We start from the raw sequence: 20,867 nt of genomic DNA on the forward strand, positions 1-20,867 counted from the left end.
GTCAGGCCAGGACATCATGCTCGATTTTGTTTGCCAGTCAAACTTAACATTTGCCCACTGCCGAATTTTTGCCCATCATTTACGACGAACAGGCGGCGCAAGTGATGCCTGAGCGGCTGCATGGGGGCATCAGTCTCGAATAATGTTTTCCGAATGAACGAAATGAACGGCGGTCCGGTTTTCGCGAAGCGTAGGAGTTGCGGACCGTTGATCACGCGGGATCTCGGCGCCGGACGGCCGCTAAGAATGCGGGTCTTCGATTATATCCGCGCGTCGGGCCCGGTCTCGCGGGCTCGGGTGGCGCAATTGATGGGCATCTCGCCGGGCACCATCTCGACGATCACCGCCGAACTGATCGAGGCCGGGGTACTTGAGGAACTGCCGGATCGCCGCAAGGCTTCCGTCTCTCCCCGGGGGCGGCCGCCGGTTTCGCTCGCGGTCCGGGCCGACGCTTTCGTTGTCGCCGGTATCAAACTGTCGATCCGGGACCGCACCGCGGTGCTGCTGGATTGCGCGGGCAACAGGCTCGCCGCCGCGCAGGCGGATGCATTGTCCGGTAGCCTGACGCCAACCGAGCAGATCGACGCGATCGGAGAGATGGTAGAGGACCTGCTTTCGCAGAGCGGCCGCCTACGGAGCGATCTGGGCGCAATCGGGATCGGCCTTCCCGGCTTCGTCCAGCACGCCACCGGTCACGTCCATTGGTCGCCGGTTTTGAACGAGGAGCGGATCGATCTCGGCCGGCTCGCGACCGAGCGGCTCGGCGTACCGGTAACGGTGGACAACGACGCCAATCTCGTCGCCCTGGCCGAATTGTGGTTCGGCCTCGGGCGGGAAAAGGCGGATTTCGCGGTCGTCACGGTCGAGCAGGGCGTGGGGTTCGGCGTCGTGCTCAATCACGAACTGTTCCGGGGCTCGAACGGTTTCGGGGTGGAACTAGGCCATACCAAGGTCCAGATCGACGGGGCGCTCTGCCGCTGTGGGCAGCGCGGCTGCCTCGAGGCTTATCTCGCCGATTACGCGATCGCACGAGAGGCCGCGGTGACGCTCAAACTCACCGAGACGGCCCAACCGCCGATCCCCGAATTGATCGACCGGCTCCGAACCTCTGCCGATGCCGGCGATGCGAGGGCGGCCGAGGTGTTCCTCAGGGCACGGCGGCACCTTGCGGCGGGGCTCTCGACGGTGGTGAACCTTTTTAACCCGACGCTGCTGATCCTGTCGGGCGGACGCTTGCGCTACGACTGGCTCGATGCGGAGGACCTGCTGGCGGAGATGGCCGATTTCACCATCAAGGCGGGCGACCCGCCTGCCCTGCGTATCCACGAATGGGGCGACCAGCTCTGGGCGCAGGGCGCGGCGGCGCTCGCCCTTTCCCACGCCACGGATGTCGAGCTTGGTTTGGAGGCGGTGGCGTAACAGCGCTGGTTTCGCCAGGGGCGGGACCGCGCGGCGTCCCAGCGAATGAAAGCCATCACGGCGATGCCGCAGCATTGCGGTTCCGTTTGGCCCAGATGGTTATCAGGCAGGATCATGATCGCCGCCGAACACGGTTTCCGACACATAATCACCGTCGCGACTTCTGCGGATTGCGTATGATTGGAGATCCGGCCGAGCTCTGGCCGCCCGGTACAGGTTCGACCTGGTTCAACTGAGCCGGTCAATCTCCGCTCGTCGAACCACGGATGATCAATTCGCCCGGCAGCAGGACAAGCCGATCCTCGTCGATTTCCGCCGCCAAGGTCATCTCGATCGCCTTTTCGATCAGCTGGTCGACCGGTTGACGGTAGGTGGTGAGGTCATTGGTCGGCCAGCCGGCCATGACGATGTCGTCGAAGCCCGCCACCGCGATGTCCTCCGGGATCCGCACCCCCGCCGCGCGAAGGGCCCCGAGACCGCCGAGCGCGAGGATGTCGGAGGCGAAGAAGATCGCGTCCGGCCGCGCGGCCAACAAGTCGAGGGCGCCCTGCCAACCGGCCTCGAAGGTATAGGCCTCCGATCCCGCGCTGCCGACAAGACGCATGCCGAGCTCTGCAAGCCGCGTGGTGAAAGCGCCTTGCCGCGTCATTCCGACGGCGGTCTTTGCAAGTCCGGCGACATATCCGATGCGATGCCGATCGATGGCGTGGAAATGGTCGACCACAGCCCGCGCCCCGGCGACGTTGTCACAGCAGACGGTCGGCATGTCCTGGTGGCTCAACCGGTTAAGGAGGATCGCCCGCCGCCCCCCCGCCGCCCAGTTCAGCGTCCGGTCGTCGAGGATGGTCGCCGAGATAACGATCACGGTGTCCACGTTGTACGTTCGAATGGCGACGAGCTGCTCCTCGATGCGCGCGCCCGGAGAAATGTTGAAGAGCAGGCTCTGAAAGCCGACCCGCTGCAACGCTTGCGTCAGCCGCTCGATCAGCGCGGGATAGAATGGATTGCGCATGTCCGACACGACGATCCCGACGATCTTGGTGCGCTTGGTGGTCATCATCGAGGCGATCGCGTTGGGCTGATAACCGTATTCGTGCGCCGCACCGAGGATGCGCGCGCGCAGCTTCGAAGAAATGCTGCTTCCCGGCGTGAAGGCCCGTGACACCGCGGATTGGCTGACCCCGATCAACGCCGCGAGTTCGCGCGAGGTGAGAGGTCGGGCCGGACTTTCGTCAGACATCATGATGCCGCCATGAAGAGTTTGCCGTGAAGCCTTTAGACGTTCGGATGGCCGGGCGCCAAGTCTTTGACGAGGGAATCTTACCCTTCTCCACTTTTTGCAATCGGTTGCAAATCATCAAGACACCGTAGAGTTTGGGTTGCCTGAAGATTTCGCCGAATTGAATGCGCGATCCTTGATCGAAAAGTTTCCGTGGCTGACGTTCAAGCAGCAGCTCTGTGAAAGCCTCAAGAAAGTTTCGCTACGTCAGTGGTATACCAGTATCTTGACCATCCCTTTGCTCAACACGGATCAGACATATCGATGCCGTGCCGGACACTCCGTCAGGCCCTTGATCCGCCAAGAGACTAAGTCGATTATTCTTGAATACGGATGCGATACGTGTCTACAGTTCAAGCGTGGGACGGGGGGAGCCGGATATCCACGGGGGGATTACGACGTTGGAAGACACGATCGGAATGCAATCGTCTGCAGCAGCCGGGACGCATCGTATCGCGGGTGTGGAGGCATTCGCCGTGGCGTGGAGGCCCGGCGATCCGCCGGGACGCCGCACCGCGCTGGTCCGGGTCAGGACCGACAGCGGCCTCACGGGCTACGGCGAAGCTTCTCCGATGATGGGGGGCGATCACAGTCTGCTCGTGACGCGGGATTTCTCCGCATCGCTCACCGGCGCCGATCCGTTCGACCAGGCGGTGATCCAGGACCGTCTCCTGCACCGCTACATCAAGCTCGGGCCAGAGGGGGCGGTCACCGGAGCCCTGGCCGCGCTCGACATCGCGCTTTGGGACCTGAAGGGGAAGATCCTCGGGCTGCCAATCCACAAGCTCATGGGCGGGGCATGGCGAAACGAGCTGCCGTTCTACGCTTCCGTCGGCGGCAATGCGGAACGCGGGGTGGACGAGATGTTGCGCGTCGTCGAGGCGCGCTGGACGTCGGAGAAGCCGGCGGCGATCAAGATTCGCTGGGACGGTGACCGTACCCGGCAGGATTACGACATTCCCGGCGATATCGCCAAGGCACGCGCCGTGCGCGACCTCGTCGGACCAGACTACCCGCTCGCCTTCGACGCGAACAACCAGTACTCGGTCGGCGGCGCGATCCGGGTCGGGCGCGTGCTCGAGGAGCTGGGCTATCTCTGGTTTGAGGAGCCGGTCCAGCACTACGATGTCCGCGCCATGGGCGAAGTGGCACAACGGCTCGACATCACCGTCTCCGCCGCCGAGCAGACCTACACCACGCAGGCGCTGGTTGACATGATCTCGGCGGGCGTGCGGATGGTGCAGCCCGACATCGTGAAGATGGGCGGGATCACCGGCCTCATGCAGTGCGCGGCGATCTGCTTCGCGCACGGGGTCGAGCTGGTGCCGCATCAGACACAGCCGGGCATCGGCCACGTCGCGAACCTGCATCTGCTCTCGACGATCATGCACAACACCAAGCCGGCGGAGTTCGCCGATCCCGACGACCGGATGCTGCCGGGGATCCCGAACATGCCGCGCCCCTCGGGGGGCTGCTTCGCGCTGCCGCAGGGGCCGGGGCTCGGACTGGATTTCGACGACGCGGAGATCGACGCACGACGCATATGACGCGGCGGGAGGCCGCGGGAAGGCGATGCGGCGTCGCAAGGACGGCCCGATGCCGCGACCGGGAGGATGGCGCGGCCGACCAAGGGAGGAACAAGCAGATGATCACCAGACGCACTTTGCTGGGCACCGCCACGGCGGCGACGGGTACGATGCTCTTCGCACCGCGCCTCAGGGCCCAGGGCCAGGACGTGCTGCGCTTCGCCAGCTCGGCCGGCGGGCCCCGCGCCTTCGATCCGAACATGACGACGCAGGGCTCCGACAATTGGGCGATGATCCAGTGCTTCGAGTACCTCGTGGAGCCGCCGGATGGCGATTTCGGCAAGACGCCGGACGCGTTCGAGCCGGCACTGGCCACCGAATGGACCACCTCAGACGATTCAAGGACCTGGGTCTTCACCCTGCGCGACGGAGTGCAGTTCCACCACGGCTACGGCGAGATGACCGGCGAGGACGTGGCGCGGTCCTTCATGCGCGCCAAGCTCGACGGGGTCTCGACCTCGAGCTACGCCAACATCGCGCAGGCCGAGGCGACCGGGAAGTACGAGGTCACGGTGACGCTAACCGACCCCGATCCGCTGTTCCTGGCCTCCACGGTGTTCAGCCGCCGCGTACTGGTGATCTCGGCCAAGGCCGAAGCGGAGCGCGGCGAGGCCTTCGCGACCGAAGCGGTGGGAACCGGTCCCTACAAGCTCGACCGCTACGACCCGGAGGAGGGCATGTTCCTCAGCCGGCACGAGGATTACTGGGGCGAACCCGGCCACATCGCCAACATGGAGTTCCTCTACATCCAAGACACCACGGCGCGGACGCTGGCGCTGCTCTCGGGCGAGGTGGACATGATAGAGGGGGTGCGGGCGCCGGGATGGATCCCGCAGATGCAATCGCAGATGCCCGACCTGATCTTCGACCTGACCGTGCCGGGATCGTTCAACACGCTGTTCTTCAACCTCACCAAGGACCCGCTGCAGAACCTGCAGGTCCGCCAGGCGATCGCCCATGGTATCAACAAGCAGCAGATCGTCGACGCGCTGCAACCGCTCGCGAAGATGGTCTACACGCTGAACCCGCCGGATTATCCCACGGGCTTCACCGAGGAGGAACTGCCCGAGGATCTGCGCTACGAGCATGATCCCGACAAGGCCAAGGCGCTGCTCGCCGATGCCGGCTTCCCGAACGGGCTGACGATCCCGGTCAACACCTCGAAGCGCGAGGATTATTCCACGCAGCACCTGATCATCCAGGAGCAGCTCCGCGCGATCGACGTGAACATCGAACTCAACATCATGGACCATTCGGCCTACCACGCCTCGAACCGCGAGAACGCCAACACGCTCAACATCAACTCGTGGTCGCTGCCGCCGGTGCCGCTCTTTGTCTACTCCAATTATGCCGCCTCGTCGGCAAACATGACGCCGGACGGCACGGGCGGGGCAAATTACTCGCATTACGGCGTGGAGATGGAGGGCGTCGACGACCTGCTCGCCCAAATGCTGCAGGCCACAGACTTCGACGGCTACGTGGAAGTGGGCCGCGAGGTCGAGCTGAAGATCCAGCGCGACCTGCCGATGCTGGGCCTGCCGACCATGTCCTACGTGGTGGCGCGCAACCCGCGCCTCGATCTCGGCTACGAGGTGACGGGCGGCGACGCCTACTGGCGCTTCAACCACGCCACTTTCGTGAGCTGAGGCGGAACGCATGGCGCGATATCTCCTCTACCGGCTTCTCGACGCGATCCCGACGGTGTTTCTCGTCCTGAGCTTCGTGTTCGTCGCCATGCGCATTCTGCCGGGCGATCCCGCCCTGGCGGCGCTGGGTCCGCAGACCGACCCGGCGCAGCTCGCCCTCTTCCGCGAGCGGATGGGGCTCAACGATCCGCTCTGGCTGCAATACCTGAAATTCCTGTGGGACGCGGTGCGGTTCGATTTCGGCGTGTCGTTCCTGTCGAACCAACCGGTCTCCTCGCTGATCGCACGCAACCTGCCGCACACGATCTACCTCACGCTCACCTCCGTGGTGATCGGCCTGGCGCTCGGCATCCCATTCGGCGTCTACGCCGCGACCCGGCGCAACCGACCCGCGGACAGCGCCCTGCGGCTCTATTCGCTCCTGGGCTACGCCATCCCCGACTTCTATCTCGCGGCGATCCTGCTGATCGTCTTTGCGCTGAATCTCGGTTGGTTCCCGATCCTCGGCGCGGGTACAGGGTTCTGGGACGGGTTGCACCACATCATCCTACCGGCGCTGACGCTCGCGCTGCTGAAATCCGCCTTCCTCGGACGCTTGACGCGGACATCGGTGCTCGAGGTGCTCGGCCGCGACTACGTCCGGACCGCGCGGGCCAAGGGCGCGCGGGAGGGCCGGGTGATCTACCGCCACGCGCTGCGCAACGCGCTCCTGCCGCTCTCCACCGGGATCGGCATCTCGATCCTGGCGACGCTGTCGGGGTCGGTGGCGGTGGAGCTGGTGTTCAACCGCCCCGGTATCGGCCGGCTCCTGATCGACGCGATCAGCGAGCGCGACTACCCGGTGATCCAGGCCGGCGTGCTGATGTTCGCCTTCTTCGTGATCTTCGTGAACCTCGCGATGGAGGTCGTCTACGTCCTCATCGACCCGCGCATCAGGATGGCGTCATGACCGATACGAGCGGCCTCCTCGATCCCGAACTCGACGCGATGGCGGAGCGCGAGGCGATCGCGCCCGCCCCGACCATGTGGCAGACTGTTCGCCACGAGGTGTTCCACCGTCCCGCGACCCGGATCGCGCTGGCCGTGGTCGTGATCTTCGTGCTGGTGGCGGCCTTCGCGCCTTGGATCGCGCCTTACGATCCGCTGCAACAATCGTTCCTCGCGATCAACCAGACGCCCAATGCCGCGCACTGGCTCGGCACCGACCAGTTCGGCCGCGACGTGCTGAGCCGGCTGATCCACGGCTCGCGCAACTCGCTCATCTTCGGCCTGCTGTCGCCGGTCTTCGCGGCCGTCATCGGCACGACGCTCGGGGTGTCGGCGGGTTATTTCGGCGGCGTCGTGGACCGTGTCGTGAGCCGGGTGATCGACATGCTGATGGCCTTCCCGGAACTGCTCCTCGCGATCCTCGTGGCCGCGGCCCTGGGCGGCAGCTTCTGGAACATCGTCATCGTGCTGACCGTGGCGTTCACGCCGGGCTTCGCGCGGGTCGCCCGCGCCTCCACCCTCGCGGTCAAGCAGGAACCCTACGTGGAGGCGGCGATGGCGGCGGGGGTGCGTACTCCGGTGATCATCGCGCGACATGTGGTGCCCAACATCCTCGCACCGATCGTGGTGCTCATGACGCTGTGGTCGGCAAGCTCGATCCGGATCGAAGCGACGCTGTCCTTCCTCGGCATCGGCACGCAGCCGCCGAACCCGTCCTGGGGCAACATCATCCGCGACGGGCTCAACAACATGTTCGCGACCCAGTGGCCGATCCTGTCGGGCGGCCTCGCCATCACGGTCGTGGTGCTCTCGATCAGCCTGATCGGCGACGCCGTGCGCGACGTGCTCGACCCGGAGGCGGGGTGATGGGCGGGCCGCTTCTCGAGGTGCGCGACCTCACGGTCGCCTTCGGCCCGCGCGACATGCCGCTGCGCGTGGTCGACGGGGTCAGCTTCGCGCTCGACCGGGGCGAGACCGTGGGCCTCGTCGGCGAGAGTGGATCGGGCAAGTCGATGACGGCGCTGTCGGTGATGCGGCTGGTGCCCGAGCCGCCGGCGCGGATCGGCGGCGAGATCCGCCTCGACGGCCGCGACATCCTCGGCCTGCCACTACGCGAGATGCCAGCGATCCGCGGCCGCGATGTCGGCATGATCTTCCAGGAACCGATGTCGTCGTTGAACCCGGTGATGACCATCGGCGACCAGATCGGCGAGGCGATCTCGCTCCACGGACGGATGACTCCGGCGGCGCGGCGCGCCCGGGTGATCGAGCTTCTGACCCTTGTGGGCATGCCCGATCCGGAGGCGCGTATCCGCGCTTATCCCGACCAGTTCTCGGGCGGCATGCGGCAACGGGTGATGGCGGCCATCGCCATGGCCTGCAACCCGAGCCTCCTGATCGCCGACGAGCCGACCACGGCGCTCGACGTGACGATCCAGGCGCAGGTGCTTGAGTTGATGACCGACATCCGCGAACGCTTCAATTCGGCGATCCTGCTGATCACCCACGATCTCGGCGTGGTGGCCGAGATCTGCGACCGGGTGATCGTGATGTATTCGGGGCGCATCGTCGAGGAGGCCCCGGTCGAGGCGCTCTTCGACGCGCCGCGCCATCCCTATACCCGGGGCCTGCTGAAATCGGTGCCGAGCTTCTCGGAAACCCGCGAGCGGCTCTACCAGATCGCCGGCTCGGTCCCGCCGGCGGGGACGATCCGGGAGGGCTGCCCGTTCCGCGCGCGCTGTCCGCTGCGGATGCCGCGCTGCGCGGTGGAGATGCCGCCGATGGCGGCGCACGGACCCGGCCACCGCGCGGCGTGCTGGGCAACGGCAGAGGAGGCGGCGGCATGAGCGTGCTGATCGAGGTCGAGGGACTGGGCAAGACCTTTCACGACACCTCCGCCCGGCTCGGCCCGAGGCGGCCGCCGGTGCGCGCCGTGGATGGCGTGAGCTTCCAAGTGATGCGCGGGGAGGTGCTGGCGGTCGTGGGCGAATCCGGCTGCGGCAAGTCCACGCTGGGCCGGTTGCTCCTGCACCTGATCGAGCCGAGCGAGGGCCGCGTGGTGATCGACGGCCAGGACATGAGCACGATGGGGGCAGCCGCGCGGCGGCAGATGCGACGTCAGGTCCAGATGGTGTTCCAGGATCCGTTCGGCTCGCTCTCGCCCCGGCGCAGCATCGCCGACATCGTCGCCGAGCCGCTGGACGCCTTCGGCCTCTCCGGATCGCGCAGGGCCCGACGCGAGACGGTGGCCGATCTGCTGCGCATGGTCGGCCTTCCGGCGGCCTACATGGACCGCAAGCCGCGCCAGTTCTCCGGCGGGCAGCGCCAGCGGATCGGCATCGCCCGGGCGATCTCGGTCGATCCGAGCTTCATCGTCGCCGACGAGCCGGTCTCGGCGCTCGACGTGTCGATCCAGGCGCAGATCATCAACCTGATGCAGGATCTGCAGCGCGAGAAGGGTTTCGCCTATCTCTTCATCGCCCACGACCTCGCGGTGGTCAGACACATCGCCGACCGCGTGGCCGTGATGTATCTCGGCCGGATCGTCGAGATCGGCGGCAAGGACCAGGTCTACGGCGCGCCGCACCACCCCTATACCGAGGCGCTGCTCTCCGCGGCGCCGGAGGCTCGGCCGGGCCGGCGAAGCGGACGCATCGTCCTGCAGGGCGACGTGCCGAGCCCGTCGCGGGTACCGAGCGGATGCGCGTTCCGCACCCGCTGCCCGCTCGCCACCGAGCTCTGCGCGCGCGAGACGCCCCCCCTCGTCGAGGTTGAACCCGGCCGGCTCGCCGCCTGCCACTTCGCCTCGGCCTTTCCCATCACCAGACGGAGGAATGCGGCATGAGCGGCGCTCTCGACGGGCTGGTCGTGATCGACCGGTCCGGGACCATCGCCGGGCAGTACTGCGCCCGGCTGCTGTCGGATTTCGGCGCCGAGGTCTGGCTGGCGGAAGCGGCTCCTGGCAGGCCGGCGATCGCCGCCGCCCCGCCGCGGGGCAGCATCGGCGACATCCACCTGAACGCCGGCAAGCGCCGCGGCGCGCCCGAGGCCCGGCCCGACATCGTGCTCTGCGCGCCGGGCGAGGATCCGGACACCCTGCTCGGCGGCGCGGAGGCGCCGATCGCGGTGGTGATCGACGGTTTCGGGCCGGACGGGCCGCGTGCGGGATGGCGCGCGCCCGAAATCGTGCTGCAGGCGGCCTCGGGGATGATGATCTCCAACGGAGTGCGCGGTCGCGAGCCGCTCTACGGCACCGGGCAGCGCGCCTCCTACGCGGCGGGGCTCGCGGCCTATGTCCAGATTATGGCCTCACTCCGCGTGCGCGCGGAAGGCGACGCCGATACCTGGGCGGGCGACGCCATCCGCGTCGACGCGGCCGAGACCGCCTCGGCGATGTGCTTTCCCTACGCGCTGCAGGCGATCTACAACGGCACCGACCGGCGGCGCGGCGACCAGGACATCCCGGCCGGGCAGGTGCTCTGCCGCGGTTCCTGGGTCTGCCTCTGGGTCTATTCCAACCGCTTCGCCGCGCTCTGCGAGCGGCTCGGGCTGGAGGCTTGCCTCGACGATCCGCGGTTCCGGGAGGTGCCCGAGCGGCAAAAGCACTGGCCCGCCTTCTTCGCGCTGGTCGAGGAGAAGGTCGCAGACCGCGACCCCGAGGAATTCGTGGCCGAGTTGCAGGGGATGCGGATCATCGCCGCGCGCGCCTACCGCATCTCGGAATTGCGCGAGAGCCCGCATCTGGCCGCGCGCGGCTACTGGCGGAACGTCACGATCGACGGACGAGAGTATGTCCTGCCGGGGCCGGCCTTCAGGCTCGGCGCGACACCCGCGCGCGACATCGGGGGGGATGCCGATGCTGCCGCTTGAGGGCGTGCGGGTGGTCGAGCTGACCACCGCCTGGGCCGGTCCGATGGCGGGGCGCATCCTCGCATGGTACGGCGCGGAGGCGTTCCACATCGAGAGCCCGACGCGCACCAACACCTGGCGGTCGAACCGCGACAAGCCGAGCCCCCTCGCCTTTCCCGACCACGATCCGGGCGACAGGCCCTGGGACCGCGTCTTCACGTTCAACTCGCAGAACGTAAACAAGCGCAGCCTCGTCGTCGATCTCAAGCATCCCCACGGCGCCTCCGTGATGCGCCGTCTGGTCGATGCCTCGGACGTGCTGATCTGCAATTTCCGGCCCGGCTTGCTGGAGCGGCTGGGACTCGGTTACGCGCAACTCGCTAAGACGCATCCGGAACTGATCGTGGTGGAGATGCCGGCCTTCGGCCTCGACGGTCCGCATGCCGATTACGCCGCGCTCGGGCCGACGATGGAGATGGCGGCGGGGATGTCGGCGATGGTCGCCTATCCCGGCGGCCAGCCCACGGTGACGGGGCCGTCCTATCTCGACCCGATCGGCGGGTTCAACGCGGCCGCGGCGATCCTGACCGCGCTGCGCCACCGCGAGCGGACCGGGCGCGGCCAGCATATCGAGCTCGCCCAGGTCGAGGCGGCGATGCAGTTCATCGGTCCCGAGCTGATCGCCGGGACGGACGTGGCGCCAGAGGGCAACCACGTCGCGGACATGGCGCCGCACAACGCCTATCCCACCCGCGGCGAGGACGAATGGATCGCCATCGCCGCCGAGGACGACGCGGCCTGGTCGCGGCTGGCCGGGTTGATGGGGCAGGACGAACTGGCGCGCGATCCACGCTTTGCCACGCTTTCGGCACGTAAAGCCAACGAGGCCGCGCTCGACGCGCTGCTCGCGGAGTGGACCGCGGAGCAGGACAAGGCCGAGCTCGCCGCGCGGCTGCAGGAGGGCGGCGTCGCCGCCGCTGCGGTGGAGACCGCGCCCGAACAGGCGGCGTCGGAGTACCTCGCCGCGCGGGGCTTTTTCGACGAGCTGGTTCATGCCGAGGCCGGGCGACACCGCCATCCTGGCCTGCCCCTGCATTCCACGGTCGCGCAGGGATCGCAGCGAAGCGCCTCGCCCTGCTACGGCGAGGCCAACGGCTACGTGCTGCGCGAGGTTCTCGGCCTGCCGGAGGAAGAGGTCGAGGAGATCCTCGCGAGCGGCGCGATGGCCGACGTCCCGGCGCCGGGAACGTGAGCGCCGACCTGCCCGAGCGGCTCGAGGTCACCGCGATCCTCGATCCCAGGCCGCGCTACCGCGGCACCTCGCACGAGGACGCGACCGCGCGTGCCATGGGTTTTCCCGCCGCCCTGCTCCCCGGCGTCTTCGTCTACGGCCACGCGGTGCGGCTCGCGGTGATCGGCTGGGGCGCGGACTGGCTCGCGCGGGGTCGGGCGCAGGTCCGGTTCCGCCGCCCGGTCTATGCCGGCGACCGGCTCGTCGTGACGCGCGGTGCACTTGCGCGGGAGGCGGACGGCGTCGCCGCGCCGGTGACGGTCACGCGCGGTACGGAGGGCGAGGTCGTGCTCGACGGCCGCCTCGGCCTCGCCGATCGTCCGCCCGATCCACCCACGACGCTGCCGCTTCCGCCCACCTTCATGCCGAAGCGCGCCATCCGGCCAGGTGACTTCGCACCGCCGCTGCAACTCGGCAGCGGCGAGACGGTGCTGAGCCCCGATTTCGTGGCCGAATCCCGTGCCGACTTCCACGAAACCGAGGCGATCTTCGTCGAACGCGGCCTGGTACATCCGGGCTGCCTGCTGCGCCGGACGATGGAGGATGCGGTGGCCAACCTCGCTCTGCCGATGCCGTTGATCTTCGCCGGGGCGGAGGTGGAGAACCTCGCCCCAGCCCCGGTCGGCGCGCGCTACGCCACCTCGTCGCGGATCGTCTCGGTCTCGGAAGCGCGCGGCAAGCACTATTTCGAGACGGAAGAATGGCTCCTGGCCGATGGCCACCCCGTCGCGCGCCACGTCCGGCGCAACCTCTATGCCATGTCCCGGGCTTCCGTGTCGTGAGCCGGATCGCCCGCCTCGAGACGTTCTCGACCCCGGCGGTGGGCTTCGTCCGGGTGACGGCGGAGGACGGCACGGAGGGCTGGGGCCAGGTCTCCACCTACAACGCCGACATCACCTGCACCGTCTTCCACCGCCAGGTCGCGCCGCACGCACTCGGGGCCGAGACGACCGACATCGCGGGGCTGATCGAGCTCATCGGCGAGCGCGAGCACAAGTTTCCCGGCAGCTACCTGCGCCGCGCCCAAGCCGGGCTCGACACCGCGCTCTGGGATCTGCGGGGCAAGGTCGAGGGCAAGCCGGTCTGCACGCTCCTCGGTGGCAGCCCCGGCCCGCTGCGCATCTACGGCAGCTCGATGCGGCGCGACATCGCGCCCGACGAGGAGGCCGACCGGCTGGTCCGGCTGCGCGACACCTACGGCATCGACGCGTTCAAATGGCGTGTGGGCCGGGTCTGCGGCCGCGACGTCGACCAGTGGGATGGCCGCACCGAGGAGATCGTGCCCACGGTGGCGCGCGCGCTCGGCGACGAGGTGACAAAGCTCGTGGACGCCAATTCCGGCTTCACGCCGGCGCGCGCGATCGAGGTGGGGCGGATGCTCGAAGATCACGGCATCGTCCATTTCGAGGAGCCCTGCCCCTACTGGGAGTTCGACTGGACGAAAGAGGTGACGGACGCGCTGTCGCTCGACGTGACCGGCGGCGAGCAGGATTGCGAGATCTCCGCCTGGCGCACGATGATCGAGATGCGCGCGGTCGACTTGGTGCAGCCCGACGTGCTCTATCTCGGCGGCGTCGCCCGGACCTTAGAGGTCGCGGCGATGGCGGCCGGCGCCGGCCTGCCCTGCATCCCCCATTCCGCCAATCGCAGTCTCGTCACGGTGTGCGCGATGCATGTCCTTCGGGCGATCCCGAATGCCGGGCCTTACCTGGAATTCTCGATCGAGAATTACGGGTCGGAGGACTGGACCGATCCGCTCTTCGTCCATGCGCCGTTCGAGATACGCGATGGGTGCATCGAGATCGAGGATCGGCCCGGCTGGGGTGTCGAGATCAATCCGAACTTCCTCGCGAACGCCCGCCATGAGGAGACCCGCGCCTGATCCCTGGGTCGGCATCGCTTCGACCCGGCGTCTAGCGCAGAGCAGTCTGAGCACCAAGATATCTGGGGGAGCCGGTACGGCCTTTCATCGATGATCGACACAGGTCCGGACGATTGGGGAAAGGGATTGCGAAATCCACGAAAGTCGTTCGAATTTTACCGCGGGTGCCCGCAACCTGCGGCGGTCGGCGATGACATCTCGGGAGGCTCGCATAAGCCTTGGCGATACATAGAACGCTCCCCAAATCGGTCGCTATTCGAAATCTGAACCTGCAATGAGGGTCGCATCGTGGAGTCCTCTGCCAGTGACGCTGACGCTCAGTTTTCCATGATAGCTCCGAAGGGAGGTGGCATTCCCCTGATAGGATGACGTGAGTTTTGATCGCCTCGCCCACCGGGCATCGGGCCGGGCCAAATGCCCTGATCTTGCGTAATCACCCGCACCGGACGCCGAGGCTTCCTTCGCTGATACCCTATCGTTCTCGCGGCCACTGAAGGCCAGATCTCGCTCTTTGAGGTCCGATACGATGCGTCCCGCATGGCGTCATCCCGAACCGGAGCGCGTCCAGCGAACGTGGGCCGTTCGAGATCGTGAGACGCTCGATCGACGCCGGCGAAGGCGTCATGGCGGCGGCATAGCGTGTCGCGCGCGTTCCCGACCGCCGTTCCTTCACCGAATCTTCACCTTGATCCTGCAGTTTCGCCTGAGAATTCGGATGGAATGTCAGGGGTCTGCAGAATGCAGGGCATCGTATCGATGGTCGAGAGCGGATCGATCGTACTTCTTTCCGTCCTGATCGTGAGCGCGATCCATAGTCGGTTCGCAAACCGCTTCTGGGTCGGGAGTGCGCTGCTCGGATTGCTTTTCACGCTCGTCGGCGTCGTGGTGATGGAGAACGGGTTCGAGGTCGTCCCCGGGATCCTGACCGATCCCCGCGGTGCCGTCGTCGTGCTTTCCGCTGCGTTCGGCGGCCCGGTGAGCGTCGCCATCACCGCCTCGTCTCTCGCTTTCCTGAGATTGGCATACGGCGGGGTGGGAGCGGTCGCGGGCGCGACCTACATTCTCGGCACCGGTCTTGCCGCCGGGCTCCTGTGGTGCTGGTGGTTCCAGTACCTGAAGCAACGTCCGACCATCCTCTATGTGGTGAGCCAGGCCATCGTCGCGGGAACGGTCCCGTCCGTGATCCTCCTCACGATCAGCAATGCCCCGTGGGACGTGTTCCTCGTTTCGAACGCTCTCCTGATACCCACGAATTTCCTCGCGACCGTGCTCATGGGCTCGATGCTGGTCCGCGATTTCGAGCGGTCCCACGCCATCAGGGAACACGATGAAAAGCAGGCCCAGATCGACGCCATAGCGGAGCATGCCCCGGTCGCGTTGTTCCAGATCGTCCGCGACAGAGACGGCATGCCAAATTTCACCTACGTCTCCCGGGCCGTCGAACGTATCATCGAGGTTCGGCCCGACGACCTCCTCGCGGATTTCGAGAAGCTCGACACGATCTCGGATGGCGAGGTCACGGCGCTCATCAAGGACAAGCTCGAGGCATCCGTGGCCGAGTTCGGCGCATGGAGCCACGAGATGTCATGCAGAACCTCCGGCGGCCAGGAGAAGTGGATCTACATCCGCGCGGGCATCCGTAAGGACCGTGACGGCCGATGCGTCTGGGACGGTTCCATCGTCGATGTCACCGAGCGGAAGATCACGGAGAAGCTTCAGGACGAGTTCATCTCCACCGTCAGCCACGAGCTCAGGACCCCGCTCACGTCGATCCGGGGCTCGCTGGGCCTCGTTCTCGGCCTCGGCACCGAGCAGTTGCCCGACAAGCTCTTGGGGATGCTGAACATCGCCAATCGCAACGCGGAGCGCCTCGTCCTGCTCATCAACGATCTCCTCGACATGCAGAAGATCCGATCGGGCAAGATGCGGATGTCGATGAAGCGGCAGGAAATCCGGTTCCATGTCGACGATGCCATTACCTCGGCTGCGAACTACGCGCCGGATAAGAAAATCCGGCTCGTCGTCGAAGATCACGTGCCCGCGGGCGAAGCCATGATCGATCCCGCGCGGCTCGATCAGGTCCTCGCTAACCTCCTGTCGAACGCGATCAAGTTCTCGCCGAAAGAGGGGGTCGTCACGACCTCGATCCATCATGTCGACGACAAGATCCGCATCTCGGTGACCGACGAAGGTCCCGGCATTCCGGCGGCGTTCCGCGACCGCATCTTCAAGCCGTTCTGCCAGAACGAAATGTCGAACACGCGCAGCGTCGGCGGGACCGGCCTCGGATTGAATATCAGCAAGGCCCTCGTAGAGGCGATGGACGGAACGCTCTGGTTCGACTCGATCGAGGGGAGCGGGACGACCTTTCACGTCGATCTGCCCGCGGTCTCGGTGCAGGGGATGGGCGGTCTCATGCCGAACGTCCTGGCGACCGGCCGACGCGTGCTGATCTGCAGCAATGACGGGGACCTGACCCGGACGGCGACGGAAACCGCTGCACCCCTGTCGCTGGTTGCCGATATCGCCCAGGACGCCGATGCGGCCTATGGCCTCGCCTGCCGCAATCAGTACGCGGCACTGGTGCTCGATGCCGGCATCGGTTCCCCCGCCCCCCTGCTGAACCGCCTCGCGGCGGACGAGAGGACGCGGGACTTTCCGGTCATCGCCGTCGTGGAAAGCGGAGAGGATGATTGCGGGGCAGTGACGGAGACGTTGATCCGGCTCGCGAAGCCGCTCGAAAAGGTCGGTCTGAGACAGGCCCTGGATGCTGTACTCGCGATGCGCCCTGCCCGTTCGCATATTCTCTATGTCGAGGACGACACGTACCTGCACGAGATCTTCCGCCAGCATCTGGGAGAGGACGTGAACATGACATCGGCCAGGACGCTGACGGAGGCACGGTCGTGCCTCGCGACGGGCAAGTTCGATCTCATCCTCCTCGACCTCGAACTTCCGGACGGCGCCGGACAGCAGCTCGTGAAAGAAATTGCACCGAGCACGCCGATCATCGTGTTCTCGGCCTACGATGTCGATCCGGACGTCGCCCGGTACGTCAAGGGCGTCATGACGAAGTCGCGCGTGAAGGAAGCGGAGGTCGCACAGACCGTCCTGGCCACGCTTGCGGGAAAACCCCTCGACAGATCACATCTCTCGGCGTCGGCAGCATGAAAAAGACCGGAAGGACAGGCAGACCATGAAAATTCTTCATGTCGAGGACGAAGCCGATATCCGCGAGATTGCCGAACTGGCCCTGAAATTCGATCCGGACTTCGAAGTGACATCCGTCGCGAACGGAGCCGACGCACTGGAGAGGGCAGCGGAGATCGATCCGGAACTTCTCCTGCTCGACGTGATGATGCCGGACATGGACGGTCCCAGCCTCCTGAAGACCTTGCGCGGCCATGCGCGGACGGCCGGCACCCCGGTCATCTTCATGACCGCCGCGGCGCAGAAGCACATCGTCGATGACCTCATGCAACTCGGCGCGATCGGCGTGATCACGAAGCCGTTCGACCCGATGACGCTCGCCGAGGACGTCCGGGAAATAGTCGAAAGCCGCGGGATCGTCGCGGCCGGCTGATCTTTCTTCGAAAGTGCCGGAAAACGGTTTGCGTCCTCGATGGGTTTTGTGATCGATCGGCTCATCGATTTGCGGCTCCCTTCGCGTGGCCGCGATGACGAGAACCGGGCGCGTTCGCGAGGTCTCTCGACGCCCGACACGTACCGCGTGTACTTTCTGCCGTTCCGAAGCCGCCGCAGATCAGTCGCGATGAGCGGGATTGATCGGCTCGGAACCCGCGGGAGATTTCGGCGCGCCGGGCAGATCGTCGTCCTCCCGCGAAAGCCGGATCAGGGGAAGCGCGCGGCGGACGAGATCGCGCGCCGGCAGGTCGTCATCCGACGAGACCGCATCGACGAACTGGCGCCGCATTCTGGGATCCCAGAAATCGTTGATATGCGCGGCGAGGCCCTCCAGCGCCTCGTCCCGATCCGTCTTGCTCTCCATGAAGAGGCTGATCTGGTTGGCCATGCCAACGAGCTTCTCGGGTCGCACTGGACGTCGTCTCCCTGGGGCTATTCGGCCGCGTAGTCGATGCGCCGTGCGGCTTCGGCGTGGTCGGAATAGCGTTCCTGCCAGTCGGACGGTCCGTTGGAGGGCGCGACCTGCACCGCCGTCACCTTGTATTCCGGGCAGTTCGTGGCCCAATCCGAATTGTCGGTGGTCACGACGTTGGCCTGCGTGTCGGGGTGGTGGAACGTGGTGTAGACGACGCCCGCCGCCACTCTGTCGGTGATCTGCGCCCGGAGGGTCGTCTCCCCAGCGCGCGAGGCGATGCGGACCCAGTCGCCGTCCCTCACGCCACGGTTCTCCGCGTCATGAGGATTGATCTCTAGCCGGTCCTCGTCGTGCCAGATCGTGTTGGCCGTCCGCCGGGTCTGGGCGCCGACATTGTACTGCGACAGGATCCGCCCGGTCGTCAGGAGAAGCGGATAGCGCGGCCCGCTCCGCTCCTCAGTCGCGACGTAATCGGTCCGGATGAAGCGGCCCTTGCCGCGCACGAAACCCTCGACATGCATCATGGGCGTGCCCTCGGGATGTACCTCGTTGCAGGGCCACTGGACCGAGCCCTTCTCCTCCAGAAGCCCGTAGGTGACGCCCGCGAAGGACGGTGTCGTCGCCGCGATCTCGTCCATGATCTCCGACGGGTGGGTATATCCCCATTCCGTGCCCATCGCGGCGGCGAGCAGTTGCGTGACTTCCCAGTCGGCGTATCGCGCGCGCGGCGCCATGACCCGGCGCACCCGGTTGATCCGCCGCTCGGCATTGGTGAAGGTGCCGTCCTTTTCGAGGAAAGACGATCCGGGCAGGAAGACGTGGGCGTAGTTGGACGTCTCGTTTAGGAAGAGGTCGTGCACGATCACGCAATCCATCGCGGAGAGCGCCGCGACCACGTGGCTCGTATCGGGATCGGATTGAACGATGTCCTCGCCCTGGCAGTAGAGCCCGCCGAACGATCCGTCGAGCGCGGCGTCGAACATGTTGGGGATCCGCAGGCCCGGCTCGGGATCGATCTTCACCCCCCAGCGGCTCTCGAAGATCTCGCGCGCGTCGTCGTGCTTGACGTGGCGATAGCCCGGAAGCTCATGCGGGAAGGAGCCCATGTCGCAGGAGCCTTGGACGTTGTTCTGACCGCGGAGCGGGTTCACACCGGCCCCTTCGATCCCGACATTGCCGGTCAGCATGGCAAGATTGGCGATGCCGATGACCGTGGTGGAGCCCTGCGAATGCTCCGTCACACCGAGCCCGTAATAGATCGCCGCCCGTCCTCCGGTGGCGTAGAGGCGCGCGGCCTGCCTCAGCGTTTCCGCCGGGACGCCGGTGACCTCCTCCATCGCCTCGGGGGCATGGCGCGGATCGCTGACGAACTCGAGGTAATCGGCGAAGGCCTCGGCATCGCAGCGTTCGTCGATGAAGGCCTGGTCCTGCAGCCCCTCGGCGACGATGACGTGGGCCATGGCCGTCACCACGGCGACGTTCGTGCCGGGCCGGAGCGGCAGGTGGTGGGCCGCCTCGACATGGGGTGTCTTGACGAGGTCGATGCGGCGCGGATCCACGACGATCAGCTTCGCGCCCTGCCGCAGGCGTTTCTTGAGGCGGCTGGCGAAGACCGGATGGCCGTCGGTGGGATTGGCGCCGATCACCAGCACCACGTCGGCATGTTCCACGGAGTCGAAATCCTGCGTGCCCGCCGAGGTGCCGTAGGTCTGGCCGAGCCCGTAGCCGGTGGGCGAATGGCAGACCCTGGCGCAGGTGTCCGTGTTATTGTTGAGAAACACGCCGCGGGCAAGTTTCTGGACCAGATAGGTCTCCTCGTTGGTGCAGCGGCTCGACGTGATGACGCCGATCGAGCGGCGGCCCTTTTCGGCCTGGATGCCCTTGAGACGTTTCGCGGCGAAGCCGAGCGCCTCCTCCCAGGATACCTCGCGCCAGGGCTCGTCGATCCGGTCGCGGATCATCGGCGAGAGGATGCGGTCGGGATGCTCGGCATAGCCGTAGGCGAAGCGGCCCTTGACGCAGGAATGGCCGCGATTGGCCTTGCCGTCCTTGTAAGGCACCATGCGCACCAGCTCGTCGCCGCGCATCTGCGCCTCAAAGGAGCAGCCGACGCCGCAATAGGCGCAGGTCGTCACCACGCTGCGCTCGGGAGTGCCGATCTCAACGACGCTCTTTTCGACCAGCGTCGCGGTCGGGCAGGCCTGCACGCAGGCCCCGCAGGAGACGCAATCGGACGACAGCATGTCGTCGAGCGAGGTTCCCGCCGACACCCGACTGTCCCAGCCGCGCCCCGCGATGGTCAGCGCGAAGGTGCCCTGAACCTCCTCGCAGGCACGCACGCAGCGTGAGCAGACGATGCATTTCGACGGATCGTAGTCGAAATAAGGGTTCGACTGGTCCTTGGGCAGGTAGAACGGATTGTTCTCTCCGGCCGTGTTGCGGATCTGGAAATGCGTGCCCTTCTCGGCCACGCTGTCGTAGCGCACGTCGCGCAATCCCACGGCACCGGCCATGTCCTGCAACTCGCAATCGCCGTTCGCGGCGCAGGTCAGGCAGTCGAGCGGGTGGTCGGAAATGTAGAGCTCCATCACCCCCTTGCGGAGCTTCTTCAGCCGGTCGGTCTGCGTGTGGACCACCATGCCATCGGCCACCGGCGTGGTGCAGGAGGACGGCGTGCCGTTCCGCCCCTCGATCTCCACGAGACAGAGGCGGCAGGACCCGAACGCGTCGAGCATGTCGGTCGCGCAGAGCTTCGGCACCGCGATCTCTGCCTCCGACGCGGCGCGCATGATCGAGGTTCCGGCGGGCACCGTCACCTCGGTGCCGTCGACGGTCAGGGTGACCATGGTCTCGGAGGTGCCGCGCTTG

The 20,867-nt window shown here is 66.5% G+C and carries 16 protein-coding genes; 13 read left to right on the plus strand and 3 right to left on the minus strand.

What is annotated here, in order from left to right:
* The first annotated feature begins 246 nt into the window (after positions 1–246).
* Positions 247–1,419: an ROK family transcriptional regulator gene (locus tag LX81_RS07850; protein WP_234822529.1), complete on the plus strand. Its 1,173-nt coding sequence runs from the start codon at positions 247–249 to the stop codon at positions 1,417–1,419.
* A 241-nt stretch (positions 1,420–1,660) separates the two neighbouring features.
* Here the strand turns inward: LX81_RS07850 and LX81_RS07855 are convergent, their stop codons facing one another.
* Positions 1,661–2,662 (minus strand): LacI family DNA-binding transcriptional regulator, encoded by a 1,002-nt coding sequence (locus tag LX81_RS07855; protein ID WP_111536760.1) that lies wholly within the window; start codon positions 2,660–2,662, stop codon positions 1,661–1,663.
* 437 nt (positions 2,663–3,099) lie between these two features.
* Between LX81_RS07855 and LX81_RS07860 the strand changes: the two genes are divergently transcribed.
* From LX81_RS07860 to LX81_RS07915, 12 genes are all read left to right on the plus strand, one after another.
* A complete protein-coding gene (locus LX81_RS07860; RefSeq protein WP_111536761.1) occupies positions 3,100–4,245 on the plus strand; it encodes a mandelate racemase/muconate lactonizing enzyme family protein in 1,146 nt (381 codons plus the stop codon).
* A gap of 98 nt (positions 4,246–4,343) precedes the next feature.
* Positions 4,344–5,930 carry an ABC transporter substrate-binding protein gene (locus LX81_RS07865; protein ID WP_170133875.1) on the plus strand — a complete coding sequence of 529 codons (1,587 nt, stop codon included), beginning with the start codon at positions 4,344–4,346 and terminating at the stop codon, positions 5,928–5,930.
* A 10-nt stretch (positions 5,931–5,940) separates the two neighbouring features.
* The gene (locus tag LX81_RS07870) at positions 5,941–6,879 is read left to right on the plus strand and encodes an ABC transporter permease (RefSeq protein WP_111536763.1); all 939 of its coding nucleotides are present in this window, start codon (positions 5,941–5,943) and stop codon (positions 6,877–6,879) included.
* The gene (locus LX81_RS07875) at positions 6,876–7,784 is read left to right on the plus strand and encodes an ABC transporter permease (RefSeq protein WP_234822530.1); all 909 of its coding nucleotides are present in this window, start codon (positions 6,876–6,878) and stop codon (positions 7,782–7,784) included. Before LX81_RS07870 ends, LX81_RS07875 begins: the two co-directional genes overlap by 4 nt.
* Positions 7,784–8,764 carry an ABC transporter ATP-binding protein gene (locus LX81_RS07880; RefSeq protein WP_111536764.1) on the plus strand — a complete coding sequence of 327 codons (981 nt, stop codon included), beginning with the start codon at positions 7,784–7,786 and terminating at the stop codon, positions 8,762–8,764. The genes LX81_RS07875 and LX81_RS07880 overlap by 1 nt, the downstream gene beginning before the upstream one ends.
* Entirely contained in the window at positions 8,761–9,762 is a 1,002-nt protein-coding gene (locus LX81_RS07885) for an ABC transporter ATP-binding protein (RefSeq protein ID WP_111536765.1), read from the plus strand. The genes LX81_RS07880 and LX81_RS07885 overlap by 4 nt, the downstream gene beginning before the upstream one ends.
* Positions 9,759–10,787: a CoA transferase gene (locus LX81_RS07890; protein WP_111536981.1), complete on the plus strand. Its 1,029-nt coding sequence runs from the start codon at positions 9,759–9,761 to the stop codon at positions 10,785–10,787. Before LX81_RS07885 ends, LX81_RS07890 begins: the two co-directional genes overlap by 4 nt.
* Positions 10,774–12,018: a CaiB/BaiF CoA transferase family protein gene (locus LX81_RS07895; protein WP_170133876.1), complete on the plus strand. Its 1,245-nt coding sequence runs from the start codon at positions 10,774–10,776 to the stop codon at positions 12,016–12,018. Before LX81_RS07890 ends, LX81_RS07895 begins: the two co-directional genes overlap by 14 nt.
* On the plus strand, positions 12,015–12,839 hold the full coding sequence (locus LX81_RS07900; RefSeq protein ID WP_111536767.1) for a MaoC family dehydratase: 825 nt from the start codon (positions 12,015–12,017) through the stop codon (positions 12,837–12,839). Before LX81_RS07895 ends, LX81_RS07900 begins: the two co-directional genes overlap by 4 nt.
* A complete protein-coding gene (locus LX81_RS07905; protein ID WP_234822531.1) occupies positions 12,836–13,939 on the plus strand; it encodes a mandelate racemase/muconate lactonizing enzyme family protein in 1,104 nt (367 codons plus the stop codon). Before LX81_RS07900 ends, LX81_RS07905 begins: the two co-directional genes overlap by 4 nt.
* Before the next feature lie 738 nt (positions 13,940–14,677).
* Entirely contained in the window at positions 14,678–17,110 is a 2,433-nt protein-coding gene (locus tag LX81_RS07910; protein WP_170133877.1) for an ATP-binding protein, read from the plus strand.
* A 25-nt stretch (positions 17,111–17,135) separates the two neighbouring features.
* Positions 17,136–17,522: a response regulator gene (locus tag LX81_RS07915; RefSeq protein ID WP_111536770.1), complete on the plus strand. Its 387-nt coding sequence runs from the start codon at positions 17,136–17,138 to the stop codon at positions 17,520–17,522.
* Between the two features lie 180 nt (positions 17,523–17,702).
* Here LX81_RS07915 and LX81_RS07920 read toward each other — a convergent pair whose 3' ends face one another.
* Positions 17,703–17,996, minus strand: a complete 294-nt coding sequence (locus LX81_RS07920; protein ID WP_211322724.1) for a formate dehydrogenase subunit delta — start codon at positions 17,994–17,996, stop codon at positions 17,703–17,705.
* A 20-nt stretch (positions 17,997–18,016) separates the two neighbouring features.
* Positions 18,017–20,845, minus strand: coding sequence for a formate dehydrogenase subunit alpha (gene fdhF / locus LX81_RS07925; RefSeq protein ID WP_234822547.1), 2,829 nt, complete (start codon positions 20,843–20,845; stop codon positions 18,017–18,019).
* Positions 20,846–20,867 lie beyond the last annotated feature (22 nt).

The organism is Palleronia aestuarii (assembly GCF_003253995.1).
Taxonomy (GTDB): domain Bacteria; phylum Pseudomonadota; class Alphaproteobacteria; order Rhodobacterales; family Rhodobacteraceae; genus Palleronia; species Palleronia aestuarii.